At 54.2% G+C, this 25,751-nt stretch carries 28 protein-coding genes; 12 read left to right on the top strand and 16 right to left on the bottom strand.

Annotation, left to right across the window (positions count from 1 at the left end; genetic code table 11):
• Nucleotides 1-139 precede the first annotated feature (139 nt).
• On the bottom strand, nt 140-424 hold the full coding sequence (locus ISX84_RS05720) for a helix-turn-helix domain-containing protein (protein WP_195819394.1): 285 nt from the start codon (nt 422-424) through the stop codon (nt 140-142).
• A gap of 480 nt (nt 425-904) precedes the next feature.
• Here ISX84_RS05720 and ISX84_RS23535 point away from each other — a divergent pair, with 480 nt between their 5' ends.
• Entirely contained in the window at nt 905-1,063 is a 159-nt protein-coding gene (locus ISX84_RS23535) for a helix-turn-helix domain-containing protein (protein WP_195820247.1), read from the top strand.
• 384 nt (nt 1,064-1,447) lie between these two features.
• Here the strand turns inward: ISX84_RS23535 and ISX84_RS05730 are convergent, their stop codons facing one another.
• From ISX84_RS05730 to ISX84_RS05760, 7 genes are read right to left on the bottom strand one after another with little or no spacing between them, the layout of a single operon-like run.
• Nucleotides 1,448-2,242, bottom strand: a complete 795-nt coding sequence (locus tag ISX84_RS05730) for an ABC transporter permease (protein ID WP_195819395.1) — start codon at nt 2,240-2,242, stop codon at nt 1,448-1,450.
• Nucleotides 2,235-3,173, bottom strand: a complete 939-nt coding sequence (locus ISX84_RS05735) for an ABC transporter permease (protein ID WP_195819396.1) — start codon at nt 3,171-3,173, stop codon at nt 2,235-2,237. Before ISX84_RS05735 ends, ISX84_RS05730 begins: the two co-directional genes overlap by 8 nt.
• A complete protein-coding gene (locus ISX84_RS05740; RefSeq protein WP_195819397.1) occupies nt 3,170-3,895 on the bottom strand; it encodes an ABC transporter ATP-binding protein in 726 nt (241 codons plus the stop codon). The genes ISX84_RS05735 and ISX84_RS05740 overlap by 4 nt, the downstream gene beginning before the upstream one ends.
• Entirely contained in the window at nt 3,889-4,572 is a 684-nt protein-coding gene (locus tag ISX84_RS05745) for an ATP-binding cassette domain-containing protein (RefSeq protein WP_195819398.1), read from the bottom strand. The genes ISX84_RS05740 and ISX84_RS05745 overlap by 7 nt, the downstream gene beginning before the upstream one ends.
• Nucleotides 4,569-6,092 carry an ABC transporter substrate-binding protein gene (locus ISX84_RS05750; RefSeq protein WP_195819399.1) on the bottom strand — a complete coding sequence of 508 codons (1,524 nt, stop codon included), beginning with the start codon at nt 6,090-6,092 and terminating at the stop codon, nt 4,569-4,571. The genes ISX84_RS05745 and ISX84_RS05750 overlap by 4 nt, the downstream gene beginning before the upstream one ends.
• An 11-nt stretch (nt 6,093-6,103) precedes the next feature.
• A complete protein-coding gene (locus ISX84_RS05755; RefSeq protein ID WP_195819400.1) occupies nt 6,104-6,376 on the bottom strand; it encodes a DUF6525 family protein in 273 nt (90 codons plus the stop codon).
• On the bottom strand, nt 6,373-7,515 hold the full coding sequence (locus ISX84_RS05760; protein WP_195819401.1) for a CobW family GTP-binding protein: 1,143 nt from the start codon (nt 7,513-7,515) through the stop codon (nt 6,373-6,375). The genes ISX84_RS05755 and ISX84_RS05760 overlap by 4 nt, the downstream gene beginning before the upstream one ends.
• A 104-nt stretch (nt 7,516-7,619) precedes the next feature.
• On the opposite strand from ISX84_RS05760, the gene ISX84_RS05765 reads away from it, so the two are divergent.
• The 6 genes from ISX84_RS05765 to ISX84_RS05790 all read left to right on the top strand — a co-directional run bounded on the left by ISX84_RS05765 (nt 7,620) and on the right by ISX84_RS05790 (nt 13,907).
• The gene (locus ISX84_RS05765) at nt 7,620-8,048 is read left to right on the top strand and encodes an Rrf2 family transcriptional regulator (protein ID WP_195819402.1); all 429 of its coding nucleotides are present in this window, start codon (nt 7,620-7,622) and stop codon (nt 8,046-8,048) included.
• Nucleotides 8,049-8,088: 40 nt separating this feature from the next.
• Nucleotides 8,089-8,541, top strand: a complete 453-nt coding sequence (locus ISX84_RS23540) for a Rossmann-like fold-containing protein (RefSeq protein ID WP_195819403.1) — start codon at nt 8,089-8,091, stop codon at nt 8,539-8,541.
• Nucleotides 8,501-9,097, top strand: a complete 597-nt coding sequence (locus ISX84_RS05775; protein WP_195819404.1) for an alpha-ketoglutarate-dependent dioxygenase AlkB — start codon at nt 8,501-8,503, stop codon at nt 9,095-9,097. The genes ISX84_RS23540 and ISX84_RS05775 overlap by 41 nt, the downstream gene beginning before the upstream one ends.
• A gap of 696 nt (nt 9,098-9,793) precedes the next feature.
• Entirely contained in the window at nt 9,794-10,255 is a 462-nt protein-coding gene (locus tag ISX84_RS05780; protein WP_442800614.1) for a plasmid mobilization protein, read from the top strand.
• The gene (locus tag ISX84_RS05785) at nt 10,252-12,963 is read left to right on the top strand and encodes an AAA family ATPase (RefSeq protein WP_195819405.1); all 2,712 of its coding nucleotides are present in this window, start codon (nt 10,252-10,254) and stop codon (nt 12,961-12,963) included. The genes ISX84_RS05780 and ISX84_RS05785 overlap by 4 nt, the downstream gene beginning before the upstream one ends.
• Nucleotides 12,964-13,220: 257 nt before the next feature.
• Nucleotides 13,221-13,907, top strand: coding sequence for a hypothetical protein (locus ISX84_RS05790; RefSeq protein ID WP_195819406.1), 687 nt, complete (start codon nt 13,221-13,223; stop codon nt 13,905-13,907).
• Between the two features lie 659 nt (nt 13,908-14,566).
• On the opposite strand, the gene ISX84_RS05795 is transcribed toward ISX84_RS05790, so the two are convergent.
• The 5 genes from ISX84_RS05795 to ISX84_RS05815 form a co-directional block, all read right to left on the bottom strand.
• Complete coding sequence (locus tag ISX84_RS05795; RefSeq protein ID WP_195819407.1) at nt 14,567-15,967, bottom strand: KAP family P-loop NTPase fold protein; 1,401 nt, start codon at nt 15,965-15,967, stop codon at nt 14,567-14,569.
• 330 nt (nt 15,968-16,297) lie between these two features.
• A complete protein-coding gene (locus ISX84_RS05800) occupies nt 16,298-16,594 on the bottom strand; it encodes a type II toxin-antitoxin system RelE/ParE family toxin (protein WP_195819408.1) in 297 nt (98 codons plus the stop codon).
• Nucleotides 16,591-16,842 (bottom strand): type II toxin-antitoxin system ParD family antitoxin, encoded by a 252-nt coding sequence (locus ISX84_RS05805; RefSeq protein ID WP_195819409.1) that lies wholly within the window; start codon nt 16,840-16,842, stop codon nt 16,591-16,593. The genes ISX84_RS05800 and ISX84_RS05805 overlap by 4 nt, the downstream gene beginning before the upstream one ends.
• Before the next feature lie 145 nt (nt 16,843-16,987).
• Nucleotides 16,988-18,685: a ParB/RepB/Spo0J family partition protein gene (locus tag ISX84_RS05810; protein ID WP_195819410.1), complete on the bottom strand. Its 1,698-nt coding sequence runs from the start codon at nt 18,683-18,685 to the stop codon at nt 16,988-16,990.
• 82 nt (nt 18,686-18,767) lie between these two features.
• Complete coding sequence (locus ISX84_RS05815) at nt 18,768-19,274, bottom strand: antirestriction protein ArdA (protein WP_195819411.1); 507 nt, start codon at nt 19,272-19,274, stop codon at nt 18,768-18,770.
• Between the two features lie 635 nt (nt 19,275-19,909).
• Between ISX84_RS05815 and ISX84_RS05820 the strand changes: the two genes are divergently transcribed.
• From ISX84_RS05820 to ISX84_RS05830, 3 genes are read left to right on the top strand one after another with little or no spacing between them, the layout of a single operon-like run.
• Nucleotides 19,910-20,473: a hypothetical protein gene (locus ISX84_RS05820; protein WP_195819412.1), complete on the top strand. Its 564-nt coding sequence runs from the start codon at nt 19,910-19,912 to the stop codon at nt 20,471-20,473.
• Between the two features lie 19 nt (nt 20,474-20,492).
• On the top strand, nt 20,493-20,849 hold the full coding sequence (locus tag ISX84_RS05825; RefSeq protein ID WP_195819413.1) for a hypothetical protein: 357 nt from the start codon (nt 20,493-20,495) through the stop codon (nt 20,847-20,849).
• Between the two features lie 10 nt (nt 20,850-20,859).
• On the top strand, nt 20,860-21,309 hold the full coding sequence (locus ISX84_RS05830) for a hypothetical protein (protein ID WP_195819414.1): 450 nt from the start codon (nt 20,860-20,862) through the stop codon (nt 21,307-21,309).
• A gap of 221 nt (nt 21,310-21,530) precedes the next feature.
• On the opposite strand, the gene ISX84_RS05835 is transcribed toward ISX84_RS05830, so the two are convergent.
• A complete protein-coding gene (locus ISX84_RS05835) occupies nt 21,531-21,785 on the bottom strand; it encodes a hypothetical protein (RefSeq protein ID WP_229884159.1) in 255 nt (84 codons plus the stop codon).
• Nucleotides 21,786-21,911: 126 nt separating this feature from the next.
• On the bottom strand, nt 21,912-22,850 hold the full coding sequence (locus ISX84_RS05840) for a hypothetical protein (RefSeq protein WP_195819415.1): 939 nt from the start codon (nt 22,848-22,850) through the stop codon (nt 21,912-21,914).
• Nucleotides 22,851-23,084: 234 nt separating this feature from the next.
• Here ISX84_RS05840 and ISX84_RS05845 point away from each other — a divergent pair, with 234 nt between their 5' ends.
• On the top strand, nt 23,085-24,062 hold the full coding sequence (locus ISX84_RS05845) for a hypothetical protein (protein WP_195819416.1): 978 nt from the start codon (nt 23,085-23,087) through the stop codon (nt 24,060-24,062).
• Here ISX84_RS05845 and ISX84_RS05850 read toward each other — a convergent pair.
• Complete coding sequence (locus ISX84_RS05850; RefSeq protein WP_195819417.1) at nt 24,059-24,955, bottom strand: hypothetical protein; 897 nt, start codon at nt 24,953-24,955, stop codon at nt 24,059-24,061. The two genes, ISX84_RS05845 and ISX84_RS05850, sit on opposite strands and share 4 nt — an antisense overlap.
• A 167-nt stretch (nt 24,956-25,122) precedes the next feature.
• Between ISX84_RS05850 and ISX84_RS05855 the strand changes: the two genes are divergently transcribed.
• Nucleotides 25,123-25,746, top strand: coding sequence for a recombinase family protein (locus ISX84_RS05855; RefSeq protein WP_195819418.1), 624 nt, complete (start codon nt 25,123-25,125; stop codon nt 25,744-25,746).
• Nucleotides 25,747-25,751 lie beyond the last annotated feature (5 nt).

A 25,751-nucleotide genomic window follows, 5' to 3' on the forward strand; every position in this document is an offset into this window, starting at 1 on the left:
CAGAAAAGGTCCCAGTGGAGCAGCGTCCCCGATTGGTGGAACACGACCAGCCACGTTGAGACGTTCACAAAGGACATCAGCCGTGGAAACGCGCAAAAATCATTGGATGAAGAGAATATCCGAATCTTTCTGCACGGCATCAGGGCCGTTTCCGTAACTCATGCGGAGTAAGATCAAACTCCGACTGGAAACAACGGAAAAAGTGACTGGGCGAGAGAAAGCCGGTCATGAGGCCGACTTTGGTAATCTCGAAAGGGGTCTGGATCAGCAACCGATAGGCTTCTTGCAGTTGAAGGCGCATGTAGTAGCGCTTTGGAGGTTGTCCGATATAGCGTTTGAACAGGCGTTCAAGTTGGCATGTGGAAAAATCAAGACGAGAGGCTAAGGCACTTGAGGTGAACAGAAATTCCAGGTTCTTTTCCATCTCTGAAACAGCTTTTTAAACCTGAGGATGCAACACGCGCAAGCGATTGGGTGCACTGACATCTATCGCGGCCTAAAGCAGTCTGGGTCGCGGATAGCACCTGCTATCAGTAAACCAGACCGGCAAACTCTGCGCCATGATCCTGCTCAATGAAGTCGACAAATAGATCGATGCTCGATATGTCGCCTGATGCAGAGCAGCGCGGGCCTTTGCTGATATGAGTGCGCGACTGAGCGGCGCTTCGGGAAACCGTTCGGCAAAACTCACTCGGTAACACGGATGTACAGACGTCTCTGTCTCGCGCAGCAAGCGGAGCCGCAGGAGCCGGCGCAAGGAGATTGATCGTGCCATCGATCTGATCGAAACACGGCTCTGTGAGGCCGATTTGTCTATTGCCGAGCTCGCCGATGAGGCTTGCCTATCTTCCTCACATTTCTCGGCTGTTTTTGATCGAAGATCAGCGAGACACCTTAAGCCTTCATTTTACGCCGTCGCGCGGAGTATGCCCGCGATCTCATCGTTGGCACCGCAGACCCGCTTGCCGAGATCACCTTCACAGCAGGCTTCTCCAGTCAGGCTCACATGACGGTCGTGATGCGTAAGATCTTCCGTGCCACCCCTGCCGCCATGCGAAACTGAGAGATAGCCGCTCAAGCCCCAGACCGCTATTGATTTGGCAAAAGTTGAATGGCGGCCCAGTCTCACGCGCCATAGTCTCGGATGTCAGTGTAACAATCGAGCCGTACATTCGGACTTGACCATACAATCGAAGAACGTCGCAACACAGCCGAAGTTCGCGGCGCTGCAGCAGTTTGGTAAGTATGGGCTCCCACAGCAGACATTGAGTCGGTTGGAGCACTACCGCCTGCCTTGTGCCGAGACGGTCTTCGACAACGGCCTAGTCCGGACCCAGGCCTTGACCGAGCTTGCTGCAGTGCAGCTTCCCCGAAGCGGACTTTGATCGAATACGTTCAATCTCCGATATGCGTAAACGGATGCTCAAAGAAGGACTGTTAAGATTGCTCATTCGGGGGCGTCCCGTTTGGCCACCGCATCGCGCAAAGCATCTCCGGTCAGGTTGATGGCCAGAACGCAGATGACCACGGCAAGACCAGGCCAGATCATTTGCAGAGGTGTTGAGCGCAGGTGAACGCGCGCATCCAACAGCATGGATCCCCATTCCGGGTTTGGGGGCTGCACTCCAAAACCGAGGAATCCGAGCGCCGAAATACCAAGGATCGCCCTGGCGAACATACCCGTCCAGATAACTGTGAGGGACGGGATAAGCGATGGTAAATAGTGCCACCGTGCAATCGACCAACCAGAGAGACCTGCCAGTTTTGCCTGCACCACATAGCCCCGGTTTCGTACCGACAGGCTGATACCACGCGCCACACGCGCGTACCGCATCCAGCCTGTAACGCTCAAGGCGAAAATCAGACTCCAGGTGCCCGCGCCCATTAGTCCTGCGATGACGATGGCCGCCACCAGCTCCGGAAAGGCAAGGAATGTGTCTGTTGTCCGCATCGCGGTCCAATCAGCGATTTTGCCGCCAAGTGCTGCGGACAGCCCGATTGTGGTGCCAATCACGAGGCTAATGACCGAAACCAGGAAGGCAAGTCCCAGCGACCAGCGCGCGCCGTGCAAGAGGCGGGACAAGATATCGCGCCCCAAAGCATCGGTGCCCAATAGAAACTCGGAACTCGGTGGAGACAAACGTTTCGGGATATTGATGGCAGTCGGATCATATGGGGCAAGCATCGGCCCCAGACCAGCGAGGAGGACCAATAGGATGACAAGCACCCAAACGCTACGCATTGTTCTGTCCAATCCGGGGATCAATGACGCGGTAAACAAGGTCGATTGCCAAGTTGACGGTGACAAAGACCAGTGCCGTCAGAACGACGACGGCTTGCACGTGCGAAAAGTCTCTTGCGAGGATGCCCTGCACCAGAAACGTCCCAAGCCCCGGCCGGCCAAAAATCACTTCGACCAAGACAAGCCCTTCCAAAAGAAATGCAAGCTCCAGCCCGAATACCGTGACGACTGGTATGGCGGCATGCGGGGCAATATGATCCCGACCAATCGACCGCTCATTTACGCCCCTGCGTCTGATTGCAGGAAGAAAAGGCTCGCCTCGCGCTTCGAGTATGCCGGAGCGAATGATCCGCGTCAGAGAGGCCGCGACACCGAGGCCTAGCGTCAGCGCCGGTAGAATGGCATGGGCAGGCGTCTGCGCGCCAAGGGCGGGCAGCCAAGCGAGTTTGACTGCAAAGATGAGTATCAAGATCAGACCAAGCCAATAAGCGGGGATCGCATTCCCTAGCGACGCGATAGCAACCGCGAAACGATCCAAAAGGCCACCGGGGCGTTTCGTGGCGACAAGGGCGAGTGGAACAGACATGGCAAGACCAATACCAAGCGCCGCAAACGCAAGCGGGAAGGTATAGCCGATGGCGGTCCGCAGATCCGGCCAGACCGGACGGCCCGTCACCGCCGAATATCCTAAATCCAGTCGGAGCAGAGGGCCAAGCCAATCCCCAAAGGCTGGCCAAAAGGATTTGTTAAGGCCCACCTCTTCGCGGACCTGATCAATTACGTCTTCGGTCAAAAGCGCGTCGAACCGGGCCATCGCAATGGCTTGTGCGGGATCGCCGGGCGCGTTCCAGAGAAGTGCGAAGGTCAGGATTGCCGTGCCAACCAGAACCACGACGGCACGCAAGAGAAGGCCACCAATGGTTTTGATCATACAACAGACTCCAGCGCGCCAAGGGCAATTGCCGCGTCGCGCAAGGTGCGGCAATAGGCTGATCGCGGGTTCAAGGCGAAGGTTTCGGCGTCGGCGATCTCCTCCATACGCCCATCTTTCAGGACCGCGATCTGATCAGCATGTGCGACGGCGTAGCCAAGGTCATGGGTCACGATCAACGCGGCAAATCCTTCCTCTGCCTGCAATTCTGTGATCAACCGTGCTGTGTGTTTCTGGGTTACCGCATCAAGAGCTGAGAGCGGTTCATCGAACAGCACCAAGGGAGGCGATGCGATCAAGGCACGCAGAATGCCTGCCCGTTGTGCTTGCCCGATGGAGACTTGATCCGGGCAGCGGTCCAGCAGCTCAAGTGGCAATTCCAGTCCGGCACAAAGCCGCTCCAGTCGACCGTCCACCAATTTGATGCCCTGTGCCACAACAGGTTCCATGACCGAACGGCGAAGGCTGAGTATGGGATTGAAAGCTGCGCGTGGCTCTTGCATGACCAAGGCTGGTTGCGCCAAACCGACTGGCGCATCGCTCCAAGTAACTGCACCACAGTTTGGTTTCAGCAGGCCAAGAATAGCGGCAATCAATGTAGATTTACCTGCGCCACTTTCGCCAACAACGGCAAGAGTTCCGCCCGCGGGGAGAGACAACGAGATGTCTTCCAACGTCACGCGCGCCCCGCGTTTCACAACAAGGTCAATCACTCTTAACACGGTAACGCCATCCAACTGCGGTGCGCTGACAATGCTTTGGCGGCCGCTGTCCGCGGTCTCTCCAGGATGTCCTTCGTACGGCCTTGTTCGACCAGGTTCCCCGCGTCCATCACAATCAGCGTGTCAACGCGTCTTGCGGCCAGACCAAGGTCATGAGTGATGAGGATCATCGCCGTTTCTTTGCCTTTGAGAAAGCTACTCAGCAGGTCCATCGTCGCCGCCGCCACCACCGGATCGAGCGCGGATGTGGGCTCATCCAGCACAATCAGATCGGGTATGCCGATCAGCGCCATAGCGATCACAAACCGCTGCTGCATCCCTCGGCTCCAGCCCCAGGGGCGCTTGCGTAGATCAGCTCCTTCGATCCCGAGCGCTTTGAACAGCCCGGTCTGATCCGCTTCACCGGGCATCAAGCCCAATGCGACTTCTGCCTCGCGCCAATGAAAGGTCATGGACCGAAGCGGATCAAGCGCTTCATCCGGGCTTTGCGGCACATGTGCCACGCTAAGACCCTGCACGCGCAGGTCGTCGATCAGCGCGTGGCCCAGCGTGGATTTGCCGGACCCAGACGCACCAACGACGCCAGTGCGGCCTCGCGGTTCGATCTCCAGCGATGTGGGGGAGAGAATGGTCCGGCCCGAGCGGATTGCGCTTAGGCCGGTTACTTTGAGTGTCATTCGGTCAGCTTTGTCTCGTGGGTGATCCAGTAGGTTTCGGTCGGATGCACCTGATAGCCTGTTAGACCTGGCACGCCAACATTGGTCTGGCTGATGTGGAATACGGGGATCAATGCGGCTTCGTCAGCGATGATTTGCTGCGCCTCCTCATAGATCGCCTTGCGGGCGTCATGTTCAAAGGTCAGTCGGCCATTGTCCAACAAATCGTCCAGCTTTGCGTTGGCATACTGGCCGGAGTTGGAACCACCATCGGACCGTAGCAGTGTTTCAAGCACAGCGCCCGGATCGCCCTGGGGAGCCGTGACCCAAGCCTGCAAGAACAGGTCGGCCTCACCGGCTGCAATCGCGTCATTGCTCGCACCCCATTCACCAACGGTGATGTTGGATTGCACACCGATGGCAGACAGGAAGGCTTGCGTGAGTTCCGCTGTGGGCGGCAAGGCAGCACGTGAGGAATAGGTAACTATGTCGATTTCCAACGGCTCCCCGTTCAGCATCCATGTCCCGCCTTCTTTTACGGCACCTGCTTCAGCCAAGAGTGCCTCGGCGCGCGCGGGATCGTAGGTCGCAGGGATGTCGGCAGCCCAACCTATCCCCTCGGGATAGACTGTTCCAGCAGCTTCACCACCCACACCGGACAAGGCCGCTTCAACAATGCCCTCACGGTCGATGGCATAGGACACGGCTTTGCGGATCAGAGGATCAGCCATGGGGCCACTTGCCGCGTTCACAGTGTAGAAATACAGCCGCGCGGTTGGGGCCACGAACCCCTGCGCACCCGTTTCCTGAATGCGAGCGAAGTCAGTTTCTGGATAGTTGATGACCAAGTCAACGTCACCCGCTTCAAAAGCCAATGCAGCTGTGGCCGGGTTGGCCGAGGCGACGACGCGGACTTCTTCAAGCCCCGGAGCACCGAGGCGATAATCGCTGTTGGCTTCAACAAGATAAAGCTGTTCAGGCACCGCTTCCTTGAAAACAAAGGGGCCGGTGGCGTTGATCGGGAACTCCTCCGATGCGGTGCCAAGGATCGCGATACCCGGCTCGGATAACGTCCAGGGGAAAGCTGCATTCGGGCTGTTTGTCTCGAAAACAACCACGCTGTCACCATCGGTGGATATGCCAGCAAGGTCGAGCAAGCTCGCAATACGGGCGTTGTGGCCTGGGTGCTCTTGGTCAGAAATTGGTTGAATTGCATCAATGACCGCCTGCGCTGTAACCGGAGAGCCATCATGGAAGGTCAGCCCCTCGCGAAGTGTTACGCGCCATTTTGTCGGGGAGGATTGCTCAATACGTTCCGCCAATCGCGGATACAGGTTCATCTCATAGTCTATTCCCATCAACGTCTCGGTCACGCCAGTCTGGTTCGACATCCATCCGTTGTAGCTGACGCGCGGGTCAGGGACTTCGGCGGTTGGGCCAAAACCAACTGAGATGGTGAGGCTACCCTCTTGGGCGATCGCAGGGAGGGCTGTGCCAAGTGTGAGCGCCGTAGCGCAAACCAACCGGGAAAAGAACGACATGACTATTTCCTTCAGATCATTGAGTTGAATTTGAAAGCGGTAGATTGCTGATCTCGGGCAAGCGTGCGGGCCTCGGCCTGACTGAGCGACAATAGCGCCTCGTCATCCGATAACCCCTTGGCTCGCGATTTAGACCAGATGCGGCGAACTGAGGCTGGAGACCATGGCAAAGCCGCCTGCGTGACCCATTGCCGAACCGGTGCAGGCAAGCCGTCGAAGGTTTCCATCGGATCACCGTCACGTCGCTTTCTACGCAGGCTGCACTGCCCCAGATTGCGGCTCATGCGGCATCCTCAACACGCCGCCATCCAGAAAACGGATCTGGCATTTCCAATGGCAAGGCATCAGGTCTAGAAGCCATGACGGGTGGAATGAGGCAGATGTCGAGCTTCGCGTTCAGTCCCAGCCAGTCGATTTCGGACTCAATAAACATGAGTTCCAGTCGCCGGTCGCCCCATGGCTCCACCCAATGCTGCTGCATGCAATCGTGTGCGGACGCGTGATCAGGCCAGGGGTCCTGTCGAATGGGAGCCCACCAGATCCCAATCGGTTTGATGCTGGACAGCGACCCTGCCAGCGAGAACTCAGCAACCCGTTCTGGCCGCGTTGCGATCCAGAAATGCCCCTTGGCACGGATTGCACCCGGCATATCGCCGTTCAGAACCGTTAGGGTTATTTCTGGGGTGAAGGGCTGGCGTGCACGATAGACGTATGACATCACACCATATTCTTCGGTCTCGGGCACATGATCAGCAAAGCCGTGGAGCTCTTTGGCCCACATCGGAAATTCGTGCGCTTTGTCGAAATCGATGAGGCCGGTGTCGAGGATTTTCTCGGCAGCAACCTTGGCATGGTTGGTTTCGATGATCTCGGCATCCGCATTCAGGCTACGAATGATCTTGCAGGCTGCATCGACCTGTGCCTCTGTTGCATCCGCAACCTTGTTCAGGATAACGACATCCGCAAATTTCATCTGATTGCTCAGAAGATGAACAAGCGTGCGCTCGTCCTCTTCGCCTATGACCTCGTCCCGGTCACGCAGGAAATCGTAGCTGGAGAAGTCCTTGAGCAGGCTCACAGCATCAACCACCGTCACCGGCAGTGGCTCAGAAAGCCCTGTGCTTTCGACTAGCAGAAAATCAAACCGTTTTTCTGTCGCCAGTAGGCGCACTTCTTCTACAGGGTCGTCGTGCAACATGCACCAGATGCAACCGTTCGACATCTCAACAAGTGTTTCATCCGTTCGGGTCAGTTCGGTATCCGCACAAACGAGGTCCGCATCGATGTTCACTTCGGACATATCACTCACGATGATGGCCACGCGCCGATCCTCGCGATTGTTGAGTGTGCGGTTCAGCAAGGTGGTTTTACCCGCGCCCAGGAAGCCGGATAAAACAGTGACGGAAAGTCGAGTATCCGGCATGCCTGATCTCCAACGTATGCAGCGACAATCACGCAACTTAGGCAGTTACTAGACGAATGCAACTACAATTGTTACGTATGGTCCGATCTGGAGAAGAATTGCGCATGAAGCGAAATAGCCGCCTTTCACTTGCCCTACATACGCTCAGTCACATGGCGGGCGACCCAGACCGCATGCGGACTTCTGCTGATATCGCGGATCATGCTGGAACAAACCCTGTCGTGGTGCGCAGAGTGCTTGGGAGGCTTCGCGAAGCGGGCCTGCTGTCTTCTGAAAAGGGACATGCTGGCGGTTGGCGGTTGGCCAAACCCGCTGAAAGCATCACCCTTGCTGATGTCTACCTCGCGCTGGATGAGCGACTTGTATCGGGCAGCGAGAACGCCACCGAGACGTTGCGCTGCAGTGTGGAGTCGAGCCTTCAAAAGCGCGTTGCAGCAGTCCTTGATGAAGTCGAAGAGAGTTTTGTGAAACGATTGCGTGAAACGTCGATTACCGACGTTCATCCTAGCTCTTGCAGCTACTGCACAAACTAAGTTCTCGAAACGACCCTTTCAAGGAAGCAAACATTGACAAGTGACGGCAACTCAACACTCCCATCCGACAAAAATCTGCCGGAACTGCAAGGACTTTGGTGCGCAGGTCAAAGCCGAGGCTGATGCAACTTGCCTATCAGAAACAATCGGTCAGCGTCGGTTTCGCAGCATCATCTTCCAGTTTCCAAATGTCGCATCGTGCGAGGCGCTCTACGGCCAAAATCCAAACACTGTTCTTGTTACACGCTTTCTGAAATGCAGCCGCGCCCGCCTAAAATCTGGTGGCCTTACCTTCATATCAACGGCGGATAGCCCACTCCATGAGGGCGCGTTCAAGATGGATGATGCAGCCAGGACAGCTGGCTCTGCAGCCCGAGACGTCTATACATTCAGCCCCAAAGACTATCCGGTCTATTCATATCAGAACACGGCCGATGAGGAGTCGGCGATAAATGAGCACACAGCCTTCGCAATTTTCGTTTTTTCAGCCTGATCTACCTTCGAGCCTGAGTTATCAGCCGGATTTCATTTCGGCCGAAGAGGCCGACTGTTTGGCGCACAAAATTGATGCGCAATCGTGGCGCAACGATCTGAAACGGCGTGTGCAGCACTACGGCTATCGCTACGATTACAAATCAAGGCAGGCTCGAAAAGAAGACTATATCGGTCCGCTTCCCCCGTTCTTGCAGGTTTTGGCAGAACGGCTAACCCATTCTGGCCATTTCGACTCCGTTCCTGATCAGGTCATTGTGAATGAGTACATGCCGGGTCAGGGAATATCTGCGCATGTGGATTGCAGGCCCTGTTTTGGCGATGTTATCGCGTCTTTGAGCCTGCTGTCGTCATGTGTGATGCGCTTAGAAAACCGGGAGGCCAGCCAAAAAGTCGATCTGGTACTTGAGCCTGGGAGCCTGTTGGTGCTTTCAGACGACGCACGTCATGTTTGGACCCACGCCATTCCAGCACGCAAAAGCGATATCGTGAATGGTCAGAAACAACCCCGATCCCGGCGTTTGTCGCTCACGTTTAGAGAAATGCGTTTCGCATAGTTTTTCACGTCCAGTCAGACTGTCGTTGGTCGCTGCATAGTTCCTCAAACCAACCCTGACACGTGGATTCTGGGTGTTTTACGTTGTCTGCATGAAACAGACGCTGACAACCACATCACTCGACACCATCAAGGGGAGTCGACAACATCCTGAACCTGTCGCCTCCAATCAACACCTTTCGCGCTTGTTCATCTGTTAATGCACGCAGATCGGGTGCTCCAGTGCGCGCAACAAAGGCACCTGTGACAATCGTCTGATGATCAGTCGAAACTACTTGGAAGAGGATATCTTGAGTGCACTACAAGTCCAGCTGGTGCCCCCCGACCTCTAAGCCCTATTCTGCAAAAAATATACTGATCACCTCAACCGCCTGCGTAAGAACCGCAATGATACCGCTGCAGCCAACGTACGTGATGCTTGCTCAGATGTTGATATGGCGTTTGTTTTTGCTATCTACCGACTCCCTGAGCAAGGTGCTAAGGGGGTGGTAGGTAAAGTTGGTTGCGGGAGCTCGCCTTCGTCTAATCCTCAAAATCGCACCACATCTGATTCATGCGGCTTTAAAGGGCTACATCATCTGTTCAACGCATACGACGTCTGCGGTTGGAGATACAGCGAGACCAAGACTAACAAAAAATCACATGCTTTGGACGATGATAGGTTAGGTCAACCAGCATCAGATCGCGAGCCGTCGCCATGAGTGTCCCTCCGCAAGCGGATGCAAGGGTCACGCCAGCGTTCAAGGCGGCGGCAGGCCCAGCAAACAAAAAACGCACGACCTTGTCGCCTTTGACACTACGCCTGACACCGGAAGAACGTGCGCGGTTAGAAAGACTGTCGGCAGATATGTCGCTCAGCGCCTATGTTCGCGCCTGTGTTTTCGAGGAAGATGCAAAGGTGCGCAAGACACGTCCGAAAGACATCATCGAAGATAAGAAAGCGGCGGCAGAAGTGCTGGCCTTGCTCGGACAGTCACGGATCGCCAGCAATCTCAATCAACTTGCCTACCACGCCAACATCGGCGCATTGATCTTTGGTGAGGCGGAGAAAGAGCAGATTACAGAGGCGAATGCGCATCTCGCGGCTATTCGCACCCTGTTGATGCAGGCACTGGGAAAGCAGCAGCGAAGTGTTAAAGCCGAGGGCGATAAAAGGTGATACTCGAAGGCAACGAACGCGGTTATAGCGCCGAGCTGGCGCGACACTTGCTGAATCCGCGCGACAACGATCATGTCACAGTGCATGCACTAGACGGATTCGTTGCCGATGACCTCCATGGAGCCCTCGCCGAGGCCGAAGCGATCTCCGGTGCTACGCGCTGCCGCAAATACCTGTTCTCCCTGTCGCTGAACCCACCGGCCAATGAAGATGTCTCGGTCGAGACTTTCGAGGAGACGATCAGGCAGGTTGAGGCGCGGTTGGGTTTGGCGGGCCAGCCCCGCGCCATTGTATTTCATGAAAAAAACGGGCGGCGGCATGCGCATGCAGTTTGGTCGCGCATCGACGTGCAGGAATTGAAGGCGATCAATATAGCGCATTACAAGCGCAAGCTCTGTAGCCTGTCGCAGGAACTCTATCAGTTGCATGAATGGGATATGCCTGCCGGATTCCGCGATGCGGGCAAACGCGATCCGCTGAATTACACGCGGCAGGAAGCTGCTCAAGCCAAACAGACGCAGCGCGATTCCAAGGCGCAAAAAGCGATGTTCCAAGCGTGTTGGGCGGCCTCGGACTCCCGAGCCGGATTTGAAGCCGCTCTCAAAGAGCAAGGATTTGCTCTGGCGCGGGGCGACCGGCGCGGCTTTGTTGCCATCGATGCCGCAGGCAAGGTTTGGTCACTATCACGCTGGTGCGGTGTCAAGCCAAGGGAGATGCGGGCGCGTCTGGGGTCTGAGCAAGACCTGCCATCGGTGGTGGATTTAACAGCAGACCTACATCAGCTTCCAGAACAGCCTACCAATCCGCGCAATGAGGCGTTTGAGGCAAGACGCTTGAAACTGGTCGCCGCCCAACGTGAAGAGCGTGCGGCTTTGCTCAAAGCGCAGGAAGACCAGCGGCTGTTAGACCGCCAGGCACGGCAGGCGCAATTGCCGACGGGCTTGCGCGGTGCGCTGGCACGCGTGACCGGACAAGACCAGAGAACGCTAGCCCGCCTAGAAGAGGAAGCACGCACAGCTGCGATGCGTGACCGCGCTGCGCAACACGCGCTTGTCACAAAGCATCTCTCAGAACGACGCGCCCTCACACGGGATGGTCAGCAGCAAGGTCTGTCGAAAGCCTTTCACAGTCAGAGCCAGTGCGATCCGAAGCAGGCACTGGTCCTGCGCGACGACGGCTTGCCGCATTCACGAGATCAGTTGCTGGCGTCCCCAGAACTAGCTCTGGCGCATCTCTCTCAGACCAAGGCTGTGTTCAAACGTGTGGATGTGTTGCGCACCCTGGCTAAGCGTATCGACGATCCGTTGGCGCTGCAAAGAGCAGCTGATCAAGCGTTGAAGTCACCTGAGCTAGTCCGCCTTCCGTCTGACGACATGACGCCCGTCTTTACCACGCAGGATTATCAAAGAGCCGAGCAAAAACTGGATCACGCTGCACGTGCATTATCCGACACCAGCGGCTTCGCCGTCGATCAGCTGCATATCAAACATGCTGTCAGAACTCAGAACAGGCAGATGCGCCGCGCATTTGGTGGCGAACTCAGCCGTGAGCAAAGGGCAGCGCTGTACCATGTTCTCGGCGACAAACAGCTATCATCCGTGGTCGGTCTCGCGGGCGCGGGAAAAAGCACATTGCTTGCGACCGCGCGAGACGCATGGGCGCGGCAGGGCGTGACGATACATGGCGCGGCGCTGGCCGGAAAAGCCGCCGAAGAATTAGAGAACGCCTCGGGGATCACCAGCCGCACACTGGCGTCATTGGAACTATCCTGGAAGAATGGATATGCTCCGATTGCCAAGGGTGATGTCCTCATTGTCGACGAAGCTGGCATGGTCGGCACACGACAACTGGCGCGTGTCACGGCAAAGATGCAAGACATCGGGGCGAAGCTGGTTCTGGTCGGCGACCCGGATCAGTTGCAACCGATTGAAGCAGGGACGCCCTTCCGACGCGTGGTAGGTGCGCATGGTGCAGCGCACCTTACAGAAATCCACCGTCAGTCGGCTGACTGGCAAAAGCAAGCCTCACGCGATCTGGCTGCTGGCGATGTATCGAAAGCCGTCGATGCTTATCACAAACGCGATGCCGTCACGCAAACCGATCAACGCCAGGCCGCTATCGATGCACTGGTCGAAAGTTACGCGATGGATGTCGTTGCACATGGCAAGGGTAAGTCCCGCCTTGCCTTCGCCCACAAGCGCAAAGATGTGCATGCACTGAACCAGGCTATTCGAGCGGCACTGCGAACCGGCGATGATGCCCGGCCAGAGGTGATGTTCAAAACAGAAACAGGGCAGCGCGCCTTCGGCGCAGAAGACCGCCTTGTCTTCACCCGCAACGACAAGGACATTGGCGTTAAGAACGGCATGCTGGGAACCGTTGTTGAAGCGAAGGCAGGCGAGATAACCGTCGCGCTTGATGGCGATAAAGACAGGCTGGTCCGCTTTGATCCGCGTGCCTTCAAGACCTTCGATCACGGCTACGCTGTCACGATCCACAAATCCCAAGGCGCGACTATCGACAATGCCTACGTTTTAGCGTCAAGCTCGATGGGTCGGCATCTTGCATACGTAGCCATGACAAGGCATCGGGACGACATGCGCCTTTTTATCAACAACCGCGACCGACCGAATTGGGCGATGCATCAAAAGTATCGGCACCGCCAGCAAAGACAAACCCGATCACGCGACGGGCCATCAATAGGTTAACCGCCTCCCGGACGCCGCAGCGGACCTTCGCTCAATGTGCAAAGCAGGTCTCTTGAGAGCCCAGAGTGACGGATACTGCACTGTGCATCAATGTCCGGTTTTGGTTAGCTGGCCGAGAAAATGATAGACTCAAACAACTTTTTTCCAGATGTTGCAGCGTGGAGCATACAAGATTTTTTCCGTAGGCTAAGATGACCGTTCGAGACCTGTTGCTGCTCTGACCTATATTCCGGTCATAATTTATGGAGGATTTTTATATGGCAGAACCTGTTGGAATTGGAAGAATTGTAACAGAGACTTTCGATATCTGCGACGTTGATCTTGGCAGCAGAAGCAGAGATCGTTCAGGAGAAGCTAAGTTTTCAGCTCCACTTGGTTATCGCATACTAGGTCACGAAATATACCGCAAAGGCCATCATTCGGGTACCGAATGGAACGGAACTGATCAAGCCGGTGAACTATCTTACGATACTGGTGTAATGACGGAACTAAACCGATCAGTTAGGGAGGGATTCCTTACAGGGATTTTCTCCTTTGGAGATGACAAAGGTGACGCTAGTGCAGCCGCAGCTTTTGCGAAATTTATGAAGGCGTTCAAAGGGCACTACCGGTTTTATGCCCGCACGAACTCGACAATCAGATTTAAATGGTGGGCCGACAGCGAGAGCTATGATCATGGTTCAGTCAACGTGTCTCATGCAGAAATCCGAATGGAACAGGTGCCAACGGAAGACGAAGCTGCAGTTGCGACAGAGGTGATCAAATTTGCAATCGAAAAGGGCGAGAAGTCCGATATCGTTGAGTTGTTGAAGTTGGCACTTGGGGAAGATTTCAAGCAGTTAGAAGTCCCTGATCTAAAAGATCCTGAGGAGCAGAAAAAAAATCTTGAAGAGCCAGTTAAGGACAAACCAAAGGATGACCCGAAGTTAGAGGAGAAAAATTAATGTCGTTCTCCGCGCGTTTTCAGTGCCCTAGCGATGCGGAATACTGTGATTTCATTATTATCCAGTATTCCAATGGTCGCGATATCGGAAGCTCTGGTTTACATCTGGGAGGCGGAGAAACGGCCGAACGCAATGCGGATAGTGAGACACGATATGTAGGCGTCAAAAACGGGTCAGCTCGGGGGCTTGAGCATGAATCAAGGCGAGTAAGTGGTGGCGTAAACAGTACCTTTCTATGATCGTTAAGCCTGTTCTTCTGTTCGACAGGTTCGCGCAGATCAATCGCTTCTCAACTGTTGCTTAGTCTGCAAAGGCGACGCCTTTATCTAGTCTATTTCTGAAGTCGACGTTCGGGCAAGCGCCGCGAATGGCAGTAAGTCCGCACTTTTCTTGTTGCCCTTCGAGCAGTGCAATGGTCGGTCTGGGTCAGAAGTGCTTGACGTTCCGATCAATCGATAATGCGTGACACGGCGTGATGATGGAGTTCACAACATTGTCTGCGTCGTGTCAAAGATTTGGGATGTTCACTATTCGCGCGGCTGTCGAACGTCAGATGACTTTTGATCCAACTACCTAATCGGCGCTGTTGAGAGGGGCTTAGTTTGGCTAGGAAGCAGGAAGCCAATTGGGTGCCCATGCGGCGGAATTCGCTACAATGCCTAAGAATGTAGCCGGAAAAGATTTAGCCAATCGTCGTACACTTTCTGGGGGATTTTTTTCACGTCATCTGGTGATCTGAAGCGGTCAAGGCTCTCACCAAGAGCATTCATAACGCGCCTGTCTTCTTCATTTGGCGACTCATTGTCGCCCAATACACCGTCGTTACAAAAGAATTGCCATGCCCTATACCTCCAGTAGACGTCGTGATCGAAAGACCTGCTGCGTCTTGCGTCGTCGTCGCGTCCAATTCTATCATCGGTAGCGCCAAAATACTCGACTAATTCAAAGTCCGAGCAGGATGAAGTAAGCATCTTAGGAAACAAGTCTGGCTTGATGACCTGGGCAATCACGAGGTCGATCATGGCGTCAAGCCAACCCGGTAGAAAACGCTCATTCGTGAGAACGTCGTTATTGGCCAGCATCAAGGAAGAGACGATTTTGCCGACATCTCTCATCGAGACGCGATTATTGTACGCGACGACGGCCAACTGGTTCTTTAAGCGCTCAGCCAGATGCTGCGGTACCTCCATTTGCTCGATCAAGTGTTTCGCATATTCCATGATCGCTGGTGTCCGTTGATAGCGGTCTCCGATCTCGTTTGGTAAAGCCAGTCTTATCTGGATGAACTTCTGTAGGTAAGCAGCGGCATCCAATTTGTCGCCATAACGCGCGGCCACGCTCAACTGTAACGCTTCCAGATTTACGCCCAAAACGAAGTGTACTCGCGGGATTGAGAAGAAGTGCTTGATGATCTCAAGTACTTCCAGCGCATAATCCGGTCTGCACCGGTCAAGTTCGTCAACAACGAAGATCAATGACGCTCCTGACGCCTCATCGACCGCGCTTTCCGCCAACGCTTCAATAGCTGAACGGAACTGTGACATCGCCGTTTGTCGGTGCGCCTGCTCTTCCCAGTACGTGTCGATGCCTCTGGCTGCTTCGCCGCTAACCGCTTCAGCAACCGCGTCGCCAACATCATCTAAAGCCTGCATCGCACCAAAAGTAGCTAAAGAAAGCCCGATGCGGCTGATCGGCCTGACAAGTTTAAAGGCTGCTTCTTTTGCCGCTTGCAATTTACTTCTTTGCTCAGCTGGAACTCTTGCTTCAAGTGCAGCGAGTAGCGCTGGGAGTGGATCACTTACGAAGTCTTGAGCGAAAGCATCGAAGTAAACGGTAACTGAGGATGCTTCATTCTCTAGAGTATGCGCCCCTACCCAGCGTTTTAAAAAATATGACTTTCCGCTACCCCACTTGCCATCTATGGCGATGACGAGCGGATCGTTGATACGATTGGTCAGTGCCGATAGCGCCTCGCTCACCGGCTTTCGCTTGAGGATGTCCGGCTCCTCAAAGCCCTCATTGTACAGGTCGACAATTGGCTCTGGCGGCAAAAATCGCACTGGCTCTCCTTCCACTATTCCTTCGGCGTTACTTTATCTGGACAGCCTTCCTTGTCTGAATGAATGGCTTTGTCCAGTCAATCAAGGCTGACAAGCGTACCAGATTTGCTTGTGGGATAACTTCAGTGCTTGGCGTGAGGGTTTGTTGAGTTTTTACCGTAATTTACCGCGTCAACCCGGGCGAAAGTGTTAAGCACCAGATGGCGGGACGACCACGGATTGCCCGACTGCGCCGTCGGTTCTTTTAACTGCGGCTCTAATGGCATCGGCTCCAAAGCGACGTTGAACGTGCTGCGCCAGCAGCATCTGCGACTGTGAAAGGCGGGTTCGTCACGCTGAGCGACTATCGACATCCTGATACTTGACCACGGCGCGTACCTCGACGGCCTCGCCATCAATCACGTAGTAGATCGCGTGTTTTTCGTAGACGGAGCGGCGATATCCCGCGCGGATGTCATCGACGGCGGGGTACGTTTTCGGGTTTTCGCAAATCCGCTCGAACCGCTCCAGCAAGCCATCGTAGTAACGGTCAGCCTGCGCCTCTCCCCAAGTCGTAAAGCCTTCGGTGTAGAGATCGTCGAGGTCCTGATCCGCGACTTTTGTAATGCGGAGGGACAGTTTCTTCATCGGGCGGTTTTCAGGCGCTCCTTCGCGGCGGCGCGGATGTCGCTAGGCGTACGGCTACTGATGCCACTGGCCTCAGAGGCGACGAGTTTAGCCCGCAGTGCATCGATCTCGGCGATGCGTAACTGCTTTTCACGCAGCGCTTCGCGGATCACCTCGCTGTCGGAGGCATAGTGCCCAGAGGCGATCTGCGCCTGAATAAAGGCGTCCTGACTGTCAGTGACGGTGATGCTCTTTTTGACCATAGACATGGGTGACCTGTTCTTTGTTATCCTACTTTATACTACCATACCTCATCCTTAAAAATCAAATGCGGGCGGACAGACCGTCTGGGCTGTCCGCGCCTTTTTTGTGGGGGTCTGGGAACACGACACGTGCTCCCAGAAGGTCGGTTTGTCATTCCGCCGCAATAGCGATGTCCTCGATCCCTTGAACAGGGTCTGGGAACCCGCTGCGGTCGGTGTAGCCCTGCTGCGGCACCTGCATGTAACGCGGTGTCCAGTTCTCGACCTGCGGGGTACGGGTGCCGTCAAGGCAGGCCTTGATGATGGATTTCTGCACCTTGGCGGTGGCGGTGATGTGCTCCTTGGCGGCATTGTCGCCTGCGATCTCGGCAACCATGCCGTTGATCGCCTGCTTGTCGCGCATCAGGTCAAAGAAGGTGTCATCAATTGTCCACGCGGCTGCGATATCCGTTTCAAAGCTCTGCGCCAGCACCTCGACCAGCTCGGTGCCCACGGCAAGGCTGTCTGCCATCAGGAACGACAGCACGCGCAACACGTCACTTTCATCAAGTTCAACCAGCTTGGCAAAAACCACTGTGATGCATGGGCGTGCGTAATAGCTGTCTGGCTTGTCGAGCAACGCCATATCCTCCATGCCCAACAGGGTTTTGATGGCTTGACGTTCATCCTCAAACGCCTGTTGCGCTGTGTTGGTCTCAAGGCTTTCCGCAATCTCTGGCTTTGAAGCCTTTTGCGGATCGGCCTTCACCGCCCAGAGCGATGATCCCGCAATCATGTGCGCCGCAATGAGACGCAGGGCGGTGTCACTGTGCTTGAGCAAGTCGCCCCGCACGGCAGCATGGCGGTGCAGATCAACATAGTTCTGTCCAGCCTTGGTCAGTTCGGGCTTTGGCGCGGCGGGTGTTCCAGCCTCCACTTTGTCCAACCGTCTGGCCTCGGCACTGGTGAGATAGCCTTCGTGGAAATCGACCTCGCCTTGCGCGGTGCAGGTGACAAAGACCTTGCCGCCTTTGGTTTTGGAGGTGCTGCGATAGTCCCAGCTTGCAAAATACGCGCCCACATCCATGACAACCACATCCGCCCAGCCCTCGGTACGGCAGGCATCAACCCGTTCCGCGATGGCGGCATTCTGCAATGGCCAGAACGCTTCACTGTCGGCAAAGTAAGCTTCATCCCCAAAGAGATCAGACACAACTGTCAGCCCTGACTGCTCAACATCAAAGAGCGCATTTGCGGTAGAGATATGCGCCCCGCCAAACAGCCAGTCTTTCAAACGTTGGCCTGTGGGCGCATAGCTGTCGTCATCTTTGACCAAAGCCCACCATGCCTTTTGCTGTTTGGGCGCTGCCATGGTGAGATTGCGGATGTCACGGGCGTGAATCTCATCCTTGCGATAGGCGGTCAGGATCGGGGCATAAAGCCGCCCTAAGGCCAGCCGCTGGGACACCATGCGGGTGGTGATGCCAAAGGCGGTGGCGATGTCTTCTGCGCTGCGGCCTTCCTTGATGAGTTTGGCAAAGGCCTTGTACTGATCGACCTCATCCATCGGCAGACGTTCGATGTTCTCAGCCAAACTGGCCTCAATGGCAGCGGCATCATCATCCTGCGCCATCACCAGACAGGGCAGCGGATCAACCGTGCTGTCTTCTGCAATGATCTGGCAGGCGTTAAAGCGGCGCTGGCCTGCGATGATTTCAAAGGCGGTGTCTGTCTCACGCACCAGCAAGGGCTGCAAGAGACCAAGGGCGCGGATGCTGGTGACGAGGTCATCACAGTCTTTCGCGCCGTATTTGCGCACGTTCAGCGGGGAGACGGTGAGGTTTTCAAGTTCAATATATTGTAAAGTCATGGGTTTGTTTCCTTCTTTGTAGTCGGCACAAGATTGCACCCTGAAACCTCCCGCGCGGGAGAGGCTTGGGGCTGCATTCCTCTCAAGCACAGCGGTAAATCAGGGATTGGCCTGCGACTCGCGCCTCGCTGTAGTCGTGCTCCAGATCACGGGCGATGGCGTCATAATCGAGATAGAATTGCAGCTGTTCGGGGATGTCACCAAACAAGCCTTCCTCCACGAAGTGAACGGCAAGCTCGCGCATCGTGTCAAAATGGTAGATATCGACCTCAAACTCGCTAGGCTGGGTGTCTGCATCAAATGAATTGCCACATTCCCCCACCGCGAGGATCACGCGGGTCTTGTCATCATCATCCCAATCCCCAACCGCGTCGAAGAACTGTTTGAGATTGGCTTGATTGATGCCAATTGCATGGACGAGATCGCAATCAATCGCTTCACCATCAATGAACTGGATTTCGAATTCCTCGACGGGATCGCCATAGTCGTTGCGCAAAGCTGCGGCTTTCTCCGCATAGTCGTCATAGCTGTCAAAATAAAAGCCTGCGGCTGAAATATCGTAAGGCTGGGCATGCAATTGAACTGTCATCTTTCTTTTCCTTCCTTGGATCAGGGGTTGCGCCTGCAACCCTTGGCCCTCGCCGAGAGTGGGGGTGCAAATGGAAGGAAAAATCTGCGAAAGGCTCTTTTCGTTGTTGGAGGGGCCTCTGGAGGAGCCGACAACGAAAGAGCCTCTTCGATCTATTTTTGCTGAAATGCGCCCGGGGCGAAGCCCCAAGCCGCGCAAGGGATGGAAGCCGACTGGCTGAGACTGCACTGCAGGCTCGGTTCACGACAGCCCGCCCCGGCATGGCCGGATGCGCCCTAAATCAAAACACTGGGTCGTTGCAGCAACTGCGAGGCCTGTCGGAGGCTGAAGTGACACAGAGCGCTCGTTGTGTTCAACAAGATCAAACAAATCTTCGTTAAACGCAGTGAATGCGTTTTGACTATAGAACCCTATCGCGACTGCTTTTAGGGTTCGTCAAGTGTTGAAACCCTTGAATTTGGCGAAATCAGATGCAAACTCTACGCATGAACACGCTGGTTATGCGCGACACACTTGACCCGATCCGCTGCAGCGGTTAACTCATAATATATAGTTAAAAATTGGTTAATATGCCGACTCAAGATACTTATGTTGTTCTCACAGCGCCAGCTGACCGAAGCAGGATAGGTCAGGTTGTGGATCGCGAGCTCGCGTCTCGCGTGCTATCAGAGATTTTACCTGAAGCCATAGCCACCTACACAGAGGAGCGTGTACTGAAGTTTGCATTGGACCATCGTCCGATGAATAGAACTCGGCGGATTTTGGTTCCAGTAACCCTTGACAATCAAACACGAGCACGACTGGCGGGCTTGGCGGAAGAACTTCATGCGCATCATGTGCCACGCCCGATGGAACGCGTGCTACTGGCAACAGTTGTAAATTATTTCTTAAGGCGTTACAATTACGACGTTAAATCAATCCTCCGACGTGGTTACATCGCGCCGGAAGCAGTCAATCATATTGTTGCTTTGAGGCGGGAGAGCTCTGCGATGGAAGAGGAAGATAGTAATTTTGCGAGTTCGGAGTTTTTTTTGAAGAGTAATCCAGTTTTAAGTGTAAGCAAACTGCGCCCAAACAGTGAACTGTCGAGGGCATTTGAAAAGGTGCATAAGCGGGAGCGGTTAAAACCACTTTCTGATAAGGAAATGATGGTGAAATGGACCGAGATAAAAGAAGAGGTTGGCGAGCTTAAACGCTGATCGAAGTTGGGGTGGGGATATGGCTGGCATTCCGCAGGGCGTGACGCTCAGCTTTAGTGCGGAGGTTCTTGAGGATGCAAAGCAACGCCTTAAGCTTTACCACCAAGAAGCATTAAAAGCAGATCCTAAGCTACTTCGTACAGACAAACCTGACAACTTCACCGACCTTATGGACTTAGTGGACAGTTTGGTGAGGTATGTGTCTAGTGGCGAGAGTTCGCTAGTAAAGCATCTCAATTTTTTGCCAACAGACTCCAATCCGGTTAGAAGCCTCCTCGCGTCCTCCGAACTGTTCGGGGTGGTCTTCGTCGAAACCGAACCAAATGTATTCGTTGCAGAAGACATCGCATCAATGGAAGGGCTCTCTAGCAGCTGATAGGATTACGATGCTGAGCAAGATTTGGTCATCGGAACTAAGTAGGTTTTGGCTGCTACTCGGCGGGGTGCTAATAGTATGTTTGATGTTTGTAGCTTTGGGCGCCTTTTATGACGATGAGGTGTTAGGGCAACGTGGCGGCGCCCTCGGTGTCGCGATTTCCTTCTTAGCTCTATTCCTCTCAAAGGACTATGGCTCCATGGTTCAAAAGCGGCTCGGAACACAGTATAATCAATTGCTTGCGCGCCTAGACAAAATCGAAGGACAGGAAGAGAACCCAGTCGCATCGCAGATCGCAGCTGTAAAATCTGAAATGGAAGCACTGTCCATGGCGATTTCTGTGGATAAAGCGGGGGAACGCAGACAGAATTATTTCATCGCGGCCTCGGCGAGTACAGCGACAATATTCTGGGGCTTCGGTGATTGGTTTGTTTTATTACTTCGTTCCTTAGCATTTTGAGCAATAGTTGTAATATGGTATGTGCTGTCGCACCTTACTTTAGGGAACTAGGGTAAAATCAGATACTTGCTTTGCCAAGATGCTCTCGTGATCAGATATCTATATTGGCCAGATAATTTGAATTGACGCGAGTTTGCATCCATTCACCCCTGCCAATGTTTAAAAAAAAAGAGGGTGAGCACGCTGCTCACCCCTCTCCCCACGTCAACTCGCTGTTCTTGTTATTTCGGGTCGTGCACCAAGTCATCATCTTGTCTGTCATCGCTGGCGGCACGCAGTACCAGCCGACCATCGACAGGCATCGCATCCATGCGTATCTCAAAGCCCTTACCATCCTTGTGCGCCCAAGCGGCGGCAACCTTACTCCAGCTTGATCGCTTCCCATCGCCGAACTCTTTAACGGTATCGCCCAGCATGTCGGGGCGGCGGCTTCGGGTTGGGCTTAATCGGTCATCGTTTCTATCATTGTTACTCATAAAATCTCCTTACGCAGTATTGGTTCACTCAATGAGAACGCACCATGAACAATTACAGCCCATGGTTGCAAGAAAATTCAGCAAAATCATACTATTGTATTCATCCATACTTGAGATGGAGATGTATCAGAGCTCCCAAAACGCATTTGCATCAGGCAATGACCGCCATCGTCCAAGCACTGCCTCATAGTGGTCTTTGCGCGCTGATAGGGTTTTGCCAGTGATCCAATTGCTGATTGTGGGAGACTTTGGCGGCAGCGACCCACCATCAGCCCTCATAACCGCAACCAGCGTTTTTTCAGAAACGCCGGTGCGCGACTTTTCGCACCTCAAGGCATCGCGCATCTCGTCGGTTAATGTGACCCGTTCCGTGCCCTGCCAGCTCTGGCGACCTGTCTTCGGGGCTTTAGCGTCCGGCAAAGCATTGAGCACGAAGACAACGTAATCATAGTGCCGTTGTCTGATCGTCTTTGTCGTGCCGCCGAGTACAGATTTGAAGACGCCGATTGTCAGCCCCTCCGGCACATCGTCCAGCCCCTGAAATAGTGCACGATGCGTGATCCCTGTTCGCTCAAGCTCGGCCCTGAGATGCGCTCTATGCTCGTCCAGCATCAACATAAGATTTTCGTCGCAATCTGGCAAAGAGCGCCATCGCTCCAATGCCAAGTCCACTTTATGTTTTTCCGCGCTGCGTATCTTGCCGGACATCCACGCAGCAACGGTATTCGATGTCAGGCCATCAATCTGGCTGGGGCGCACGCCACGCAGCATAGCGACTGGGCCTTTGCCTGTGCGCTCGGCTTCTTTGCGCAATTGTACGCGTAACTGCGGGGTGATTTTGATGACCGCGGTGTCCGGCAAAGACCGCCAGAGCTGCAGAATATAGTCGAAATAATCCTTGCGTGCTGTCCTCACGTCTCTCCGAAGCCAGGATTGTACAATCTGTATGCTCAGCCCGCTCGGCACCTGTTCATCGACAAATTCCCTGAATAAGCGATATGTCCCAACGCCTGATCTGTCCTTTTCATGCCGTAAGGCGTCTACGAGATCGGCAGAAAGCGTCACACGGACATTTCCCGCGCTATCCTTTTGTGACTGTGACTTCGAAGGAGGTTTACTCTTGCTGGTATCGTAGGTTTGCACATACCATCATACCAATAAGCGCATGATTTATATACAATTTTAGACAAATTGCATTAATTTTACATAAAATATTAAGCATTTACCGCCATACTTTGTGGGTACGCACCAAATGTGCCCGCTCGAATGAGGCGCAGGGATGTGACGGGATTAAAGACAATGAGTAGTTTGAATGAGCAAGGGGTGCTCACACGACAATTCGAAATAGCACGTATTCTTGATGTATCTGGGAAGGATGCAGAGTTACCGCTCGACAACGATGCCAATTCACCGAAGAGCCAGATTGCAGAAGGCTTGCTGCGCGGAATTCAGGTGCAGATGGACAATGGCTCGATCCAGGAGCTTGGCGGCGCGTTACGCGGTGCAGACAGCGTGACCGCGACGAAGGTGCAGGAAGATCAACGAAGGCAGAAAGAGAAGAAAGACCGCGAAGCGAGACGGCTACAAGCGCTTCTCGACGAGCTGGCGGCTATCGACACTGAAATCGCTGCGTTGGAAGGTCAGATCAACGAGCTGAATGAACGCATTGATACGGTCGATAGCCTGATTGAAGGGCTGCAAGATGGTTCTATTTCAGTCGAAGAGGCGCTGCAAAACCCTGAGGTGATTGAAGCGCTCCGCAATAGCGGCAAAACAATCGATCCCAATGATCCCGATGCTGCAGACGCTCTGGCTGCTGTCCTTGGTACACATCGTGTGTCTCTGGCAGGTGAACGTGACGGTCTACAAGGGCAGTTAGACGGTCTAAATCGTCGCCGCGACGACATCGTGAATGACGTCAAGGAAATCGACAATGATCTTGGCCTGAGTATCGAGGATAAGCGAGCCAGTGCCGCTAAGATATCGCGTGAGGGATACGGACAAGCAAACGTGGTTGCAAAGTCTACTCAGACGGAAGAGATTGAAGCGGACGCTTTAAATTTCCAAGATGCCTCTAGCGATAGTAACGTTGCGTCCGATCACGATATCGAACAGTCAAACGCAGCCTTAGATGATTTGTTTTCAAGTGAAAGCGCATTGGACTTTGCAAGCGCTGACTTTGGTAAGCAATTTGCTGCGGTCACACCACCCGTGACTGACAATCAAGTTGAATTGGCAAAAAACAGTGATCTAAAGTTAGAAAATGGAATGACTTAGCCGCCTAGGCCAGGGGCAGGCTCATCAACTTTTAGCGAAGCGCGTTGGTTCAAATAGGAAACAGCTTCCGCTACGCGCGGTATCTCGGCATTGGCTTCCCCCAGGTTCAAGACAGCATTGCCAGTTCTATCTTCATACACCATCGATGTGATTTCGTTTTCACTATTGATCGTTCTGACGATGTAAGTAAGACCGCTTGCTTGAGCGTTCAAATTGGTTCGCGCAAACATTTCGGCGTCAAGTCCATGCTGAGCAAACTTCTGAGCGTAATCCTCTGCAAGTCGGCTTAGCATGACTTGCAGAGCGTGCTCTACAGGTACACCGTGCTTGTCCGCCGCTGCCTGTGCGCGTTCACGAAGATCATCTCCAGCGTGAAACACTATCCCAACTGCATTTTCTGTCGTTTCGACATGCGCATGAGCTGCATTGTTTGCTTGACGCAGTTCCCACGTCTCTTGCGTCCACAAAGACTCGTCAAGTGGCTGTGCCACAGGAGTGGTTTCCTGCGCGAAGGATGCTGTGGGGGAAAGCACCGTGGCGACCGTCAGCACTGCGCCCGTCACCGCACCAAAAATCGCACTTGTCTGTTTGGCTTTTGCCATTTGTGTCCTCGAATTCTTGTTCGTTTCGGACACACACCTCTGCAACATCTTGTTGTTCTTATGCGTTGCAACACAAAATATAGACAAATTCTTGCGTTTTTGCAAGCTTTTTGAAACTATCTTTCGTGTCAAGCCATCAATCGTGCATTTTTGTCTATCAAAAATAGCATATCGAAACGCCGCGATCCGTTTAGGGGCAAAGACCCATGCCCGACTCGCAATTTCCAGTGGAAAAACAGCGCCGAGGACGCCGCCGCTATTGGCAAGCTCCTGCGGATTTGTTCCAATCAAAACCGTTGGTTAGTGACTATGGTGCATATGAGAGATGTTATGAAAATTTGTAAGATGCGTCGATCCTTGAAGATCAAGGCGTTAGGACAAAACCGAGCACAGCGGAGGGTACGAAATGCGTGGCGGTCACAATGGAACGTTTTTGCTAGCCCTGAAAGGACGGTCTTATGAAGTCTTGGCCGAAACCGCTGCCGCCCGCACAGCCGCATGGTCGATTGCTCGGCTATGCACGCGTCTCGACGCAGGATCAGTGCATCAATCTTCAACTGGATGCCCTGAAACATGCCAACTGCGATAAGATCTACCACGACCATGGCGTCTCCGGGTCGAAGGCCGAGCGGCCCGGTCTAGAGGAAATGCTGCGAGAGATGGTCGAGGGCGATACCTTAGTGGTCTACAAGCTGGATCGGTTGGGAAGATCGGTGCAACATCTCTCTGACCTGCTGGTTCGGCTCGACAATGACGGCATTCAGTTCTGCGCCCTGAGCGAGGGAATCAACACCAACACCTATGGCGGCAAACTGATCTTCCATGTGTTTGCGGCCATCGCCGAGTTCGAACGCGCCATGATCCGCGAGCGGACCTGCGCAGGTCTGACAGCAGCAAAGCAGCGCGGCGCAAAGTTCGGGCGACCTTTCCTGCTCAGCGAAGACGATATCATTGAAGCGCATCGCTACATGAATCAAGACGGCAAGACATACTCACAAGCCGCCAGCCGGTTCGGCGTATCGGAAAGCACGTTACAACGCGGAGTACGCCGCCTTGGGCTGACCTGCGCGGAATTCGCTTGAGGGTG

Origin of the sequence: Roseobacter sp. MH60115, from assembly GCF_015644665.1 — a bacterium.
Classification (GTDB): Bacteria; Pseudomonadota; Alphaproteobacteria; order Rhodobacterales; family Rhodobacteraceae; genus Roseobacter.

Coding starts and splice junctions, on each gene's coding strand:
- ISX84_RS05815 (WP_195819411.1), bottom strand. CDS start 19,274: ATGACAGTTCAATTGCATGCCCAGCCTTACGATATTTCAGCCGCAGGC.
- ISX84_RS05810 (WP_195819410.1), bottom strand. CDS start 18,685: ATGACTTTACAATATATTGAACTTGAAAACCTCACCGTCTCCCCGCTG.
- ISX84_RS05750 (WP_195819399.1), bottom strand. CDS start 6,092: ATGTCGTTCTTTTCCCGGTTGGTTTGCGCTACGGCGCTCACACTTGGC.
- ISX84_RS05835 (WP_229884159.1), bottom strand. CDS start 21,785: ATGAGTAACAATGATAGAAACGATGACCGATTAAGCCCAACCCGAAGC.
- ISX84_RS05825 (WP_195819413.1), top strand. CDS start 20,493: ATGGCTGGCATTCCGCAGGGCGTGACGCTCAGCTTTAGTGCGGAGGTT.
- ISX84_RS05765 (WP_195819402.1), top strand. CDS start 7,620: ATGAAGCGAAATAGCCGCCTTTCACTTGCCCTACATACGCTCAGTCAC.
- ISX84_RS05775 (WP_195819404.1), top strand. CDS start 8,501: ATGAGCACACAGCCTTCGCAATTTTCGTTTTTTCAGCCTGATCTACCT.
- ISX84_RS05735 (WP_195819396.1), bottom strand. CDS start 3,173: ATGATCAAAACCATTGGTGGCCTTCTCTTGCGTGCCGTCGTGGTTCTG.
- ISX84_RS05855 (WP_195819418.1), top strand. CDS start 25,123: ATGAAGTCTTGGCCGAAACCGCTGCCGCCCGCACAGCCGCATGGTCGA.
- ISX84_RS05730 (WP_195819395.1), bottom strand. CDS start 2,242: ATGCGTAGCGTTTGGGTGCTTGTCATCCTATTGGTCCTCCTCGCTGGT.
- ISX84_RS05800 (WP_195819408.1), bottom strand. CDS start 16,594: ATGAAGAAACTGTCCCTCCGCATTACAAAAGTCGCGGATCAGGACCTC.
- ISX84_RS05790 (WP_195819406.1), top strand. CDS start 13,221: ATGGCAGAACCTGTTGGAATTGGAAGAATTGTAACAGAGACTTTCGAT.
- ISX84_RS05805 (WP_195819409.1), bottom strand. CDS start 16,842: ATGTCTATGGTCAAAAAGAGCATCACCGTCACTGACAGTCAGGACGCC.
- ISX84_RS05780 (WP_442800614.1), top strand. CDS start 9,794: ATGAGTGTCCCTCCGCAAGCGGATGCAAGGGTCACGCCAGCGTTCAAG.
- ISX84_RS05745 (WP_195819398.1), bottom strand. CDS start 4,572: ATGACACTCAAAGTAACCGGCCTAAGCGCAATCCGCTCGGGCCGGACC.
- ISX84_RS05720 (WP_195819394.1), bottom strand. CDS start 424: ATGGAAAAGAACCTGGAATTTCTGTTCACCTCAAGTGCCTTAGCCTCT.
- ISX84_RS05755 (WP_195819400.1), bottom strand. CDS start 6,376: ATGAGCCGCAATCTGGGGCAGTGCAGCCTGCGTAGAAAGCGACGTGAC.
- ISX84_RS05845 (WP_195819416.1), top strand. CDS start 23,085: ATGAGTAGTTTGAATGAGCAAGGGGTGCTCACACGACAATTCGAAATA.
- ISX84_RS05760 (WP_195819401.1), bottom strand. CDS start 7,515: ATGCCGGATACTCGACTTTCCGTCACTGTTTTATCCGGCTTCCTGGGC.
- ISX84_RS05830 (WP_195819414.1), top strand. CDS start 20,860: ATGCTGAGCAAGATTTGGTCATCGGAACTAAGTAGGTTTTGGCTGCTA.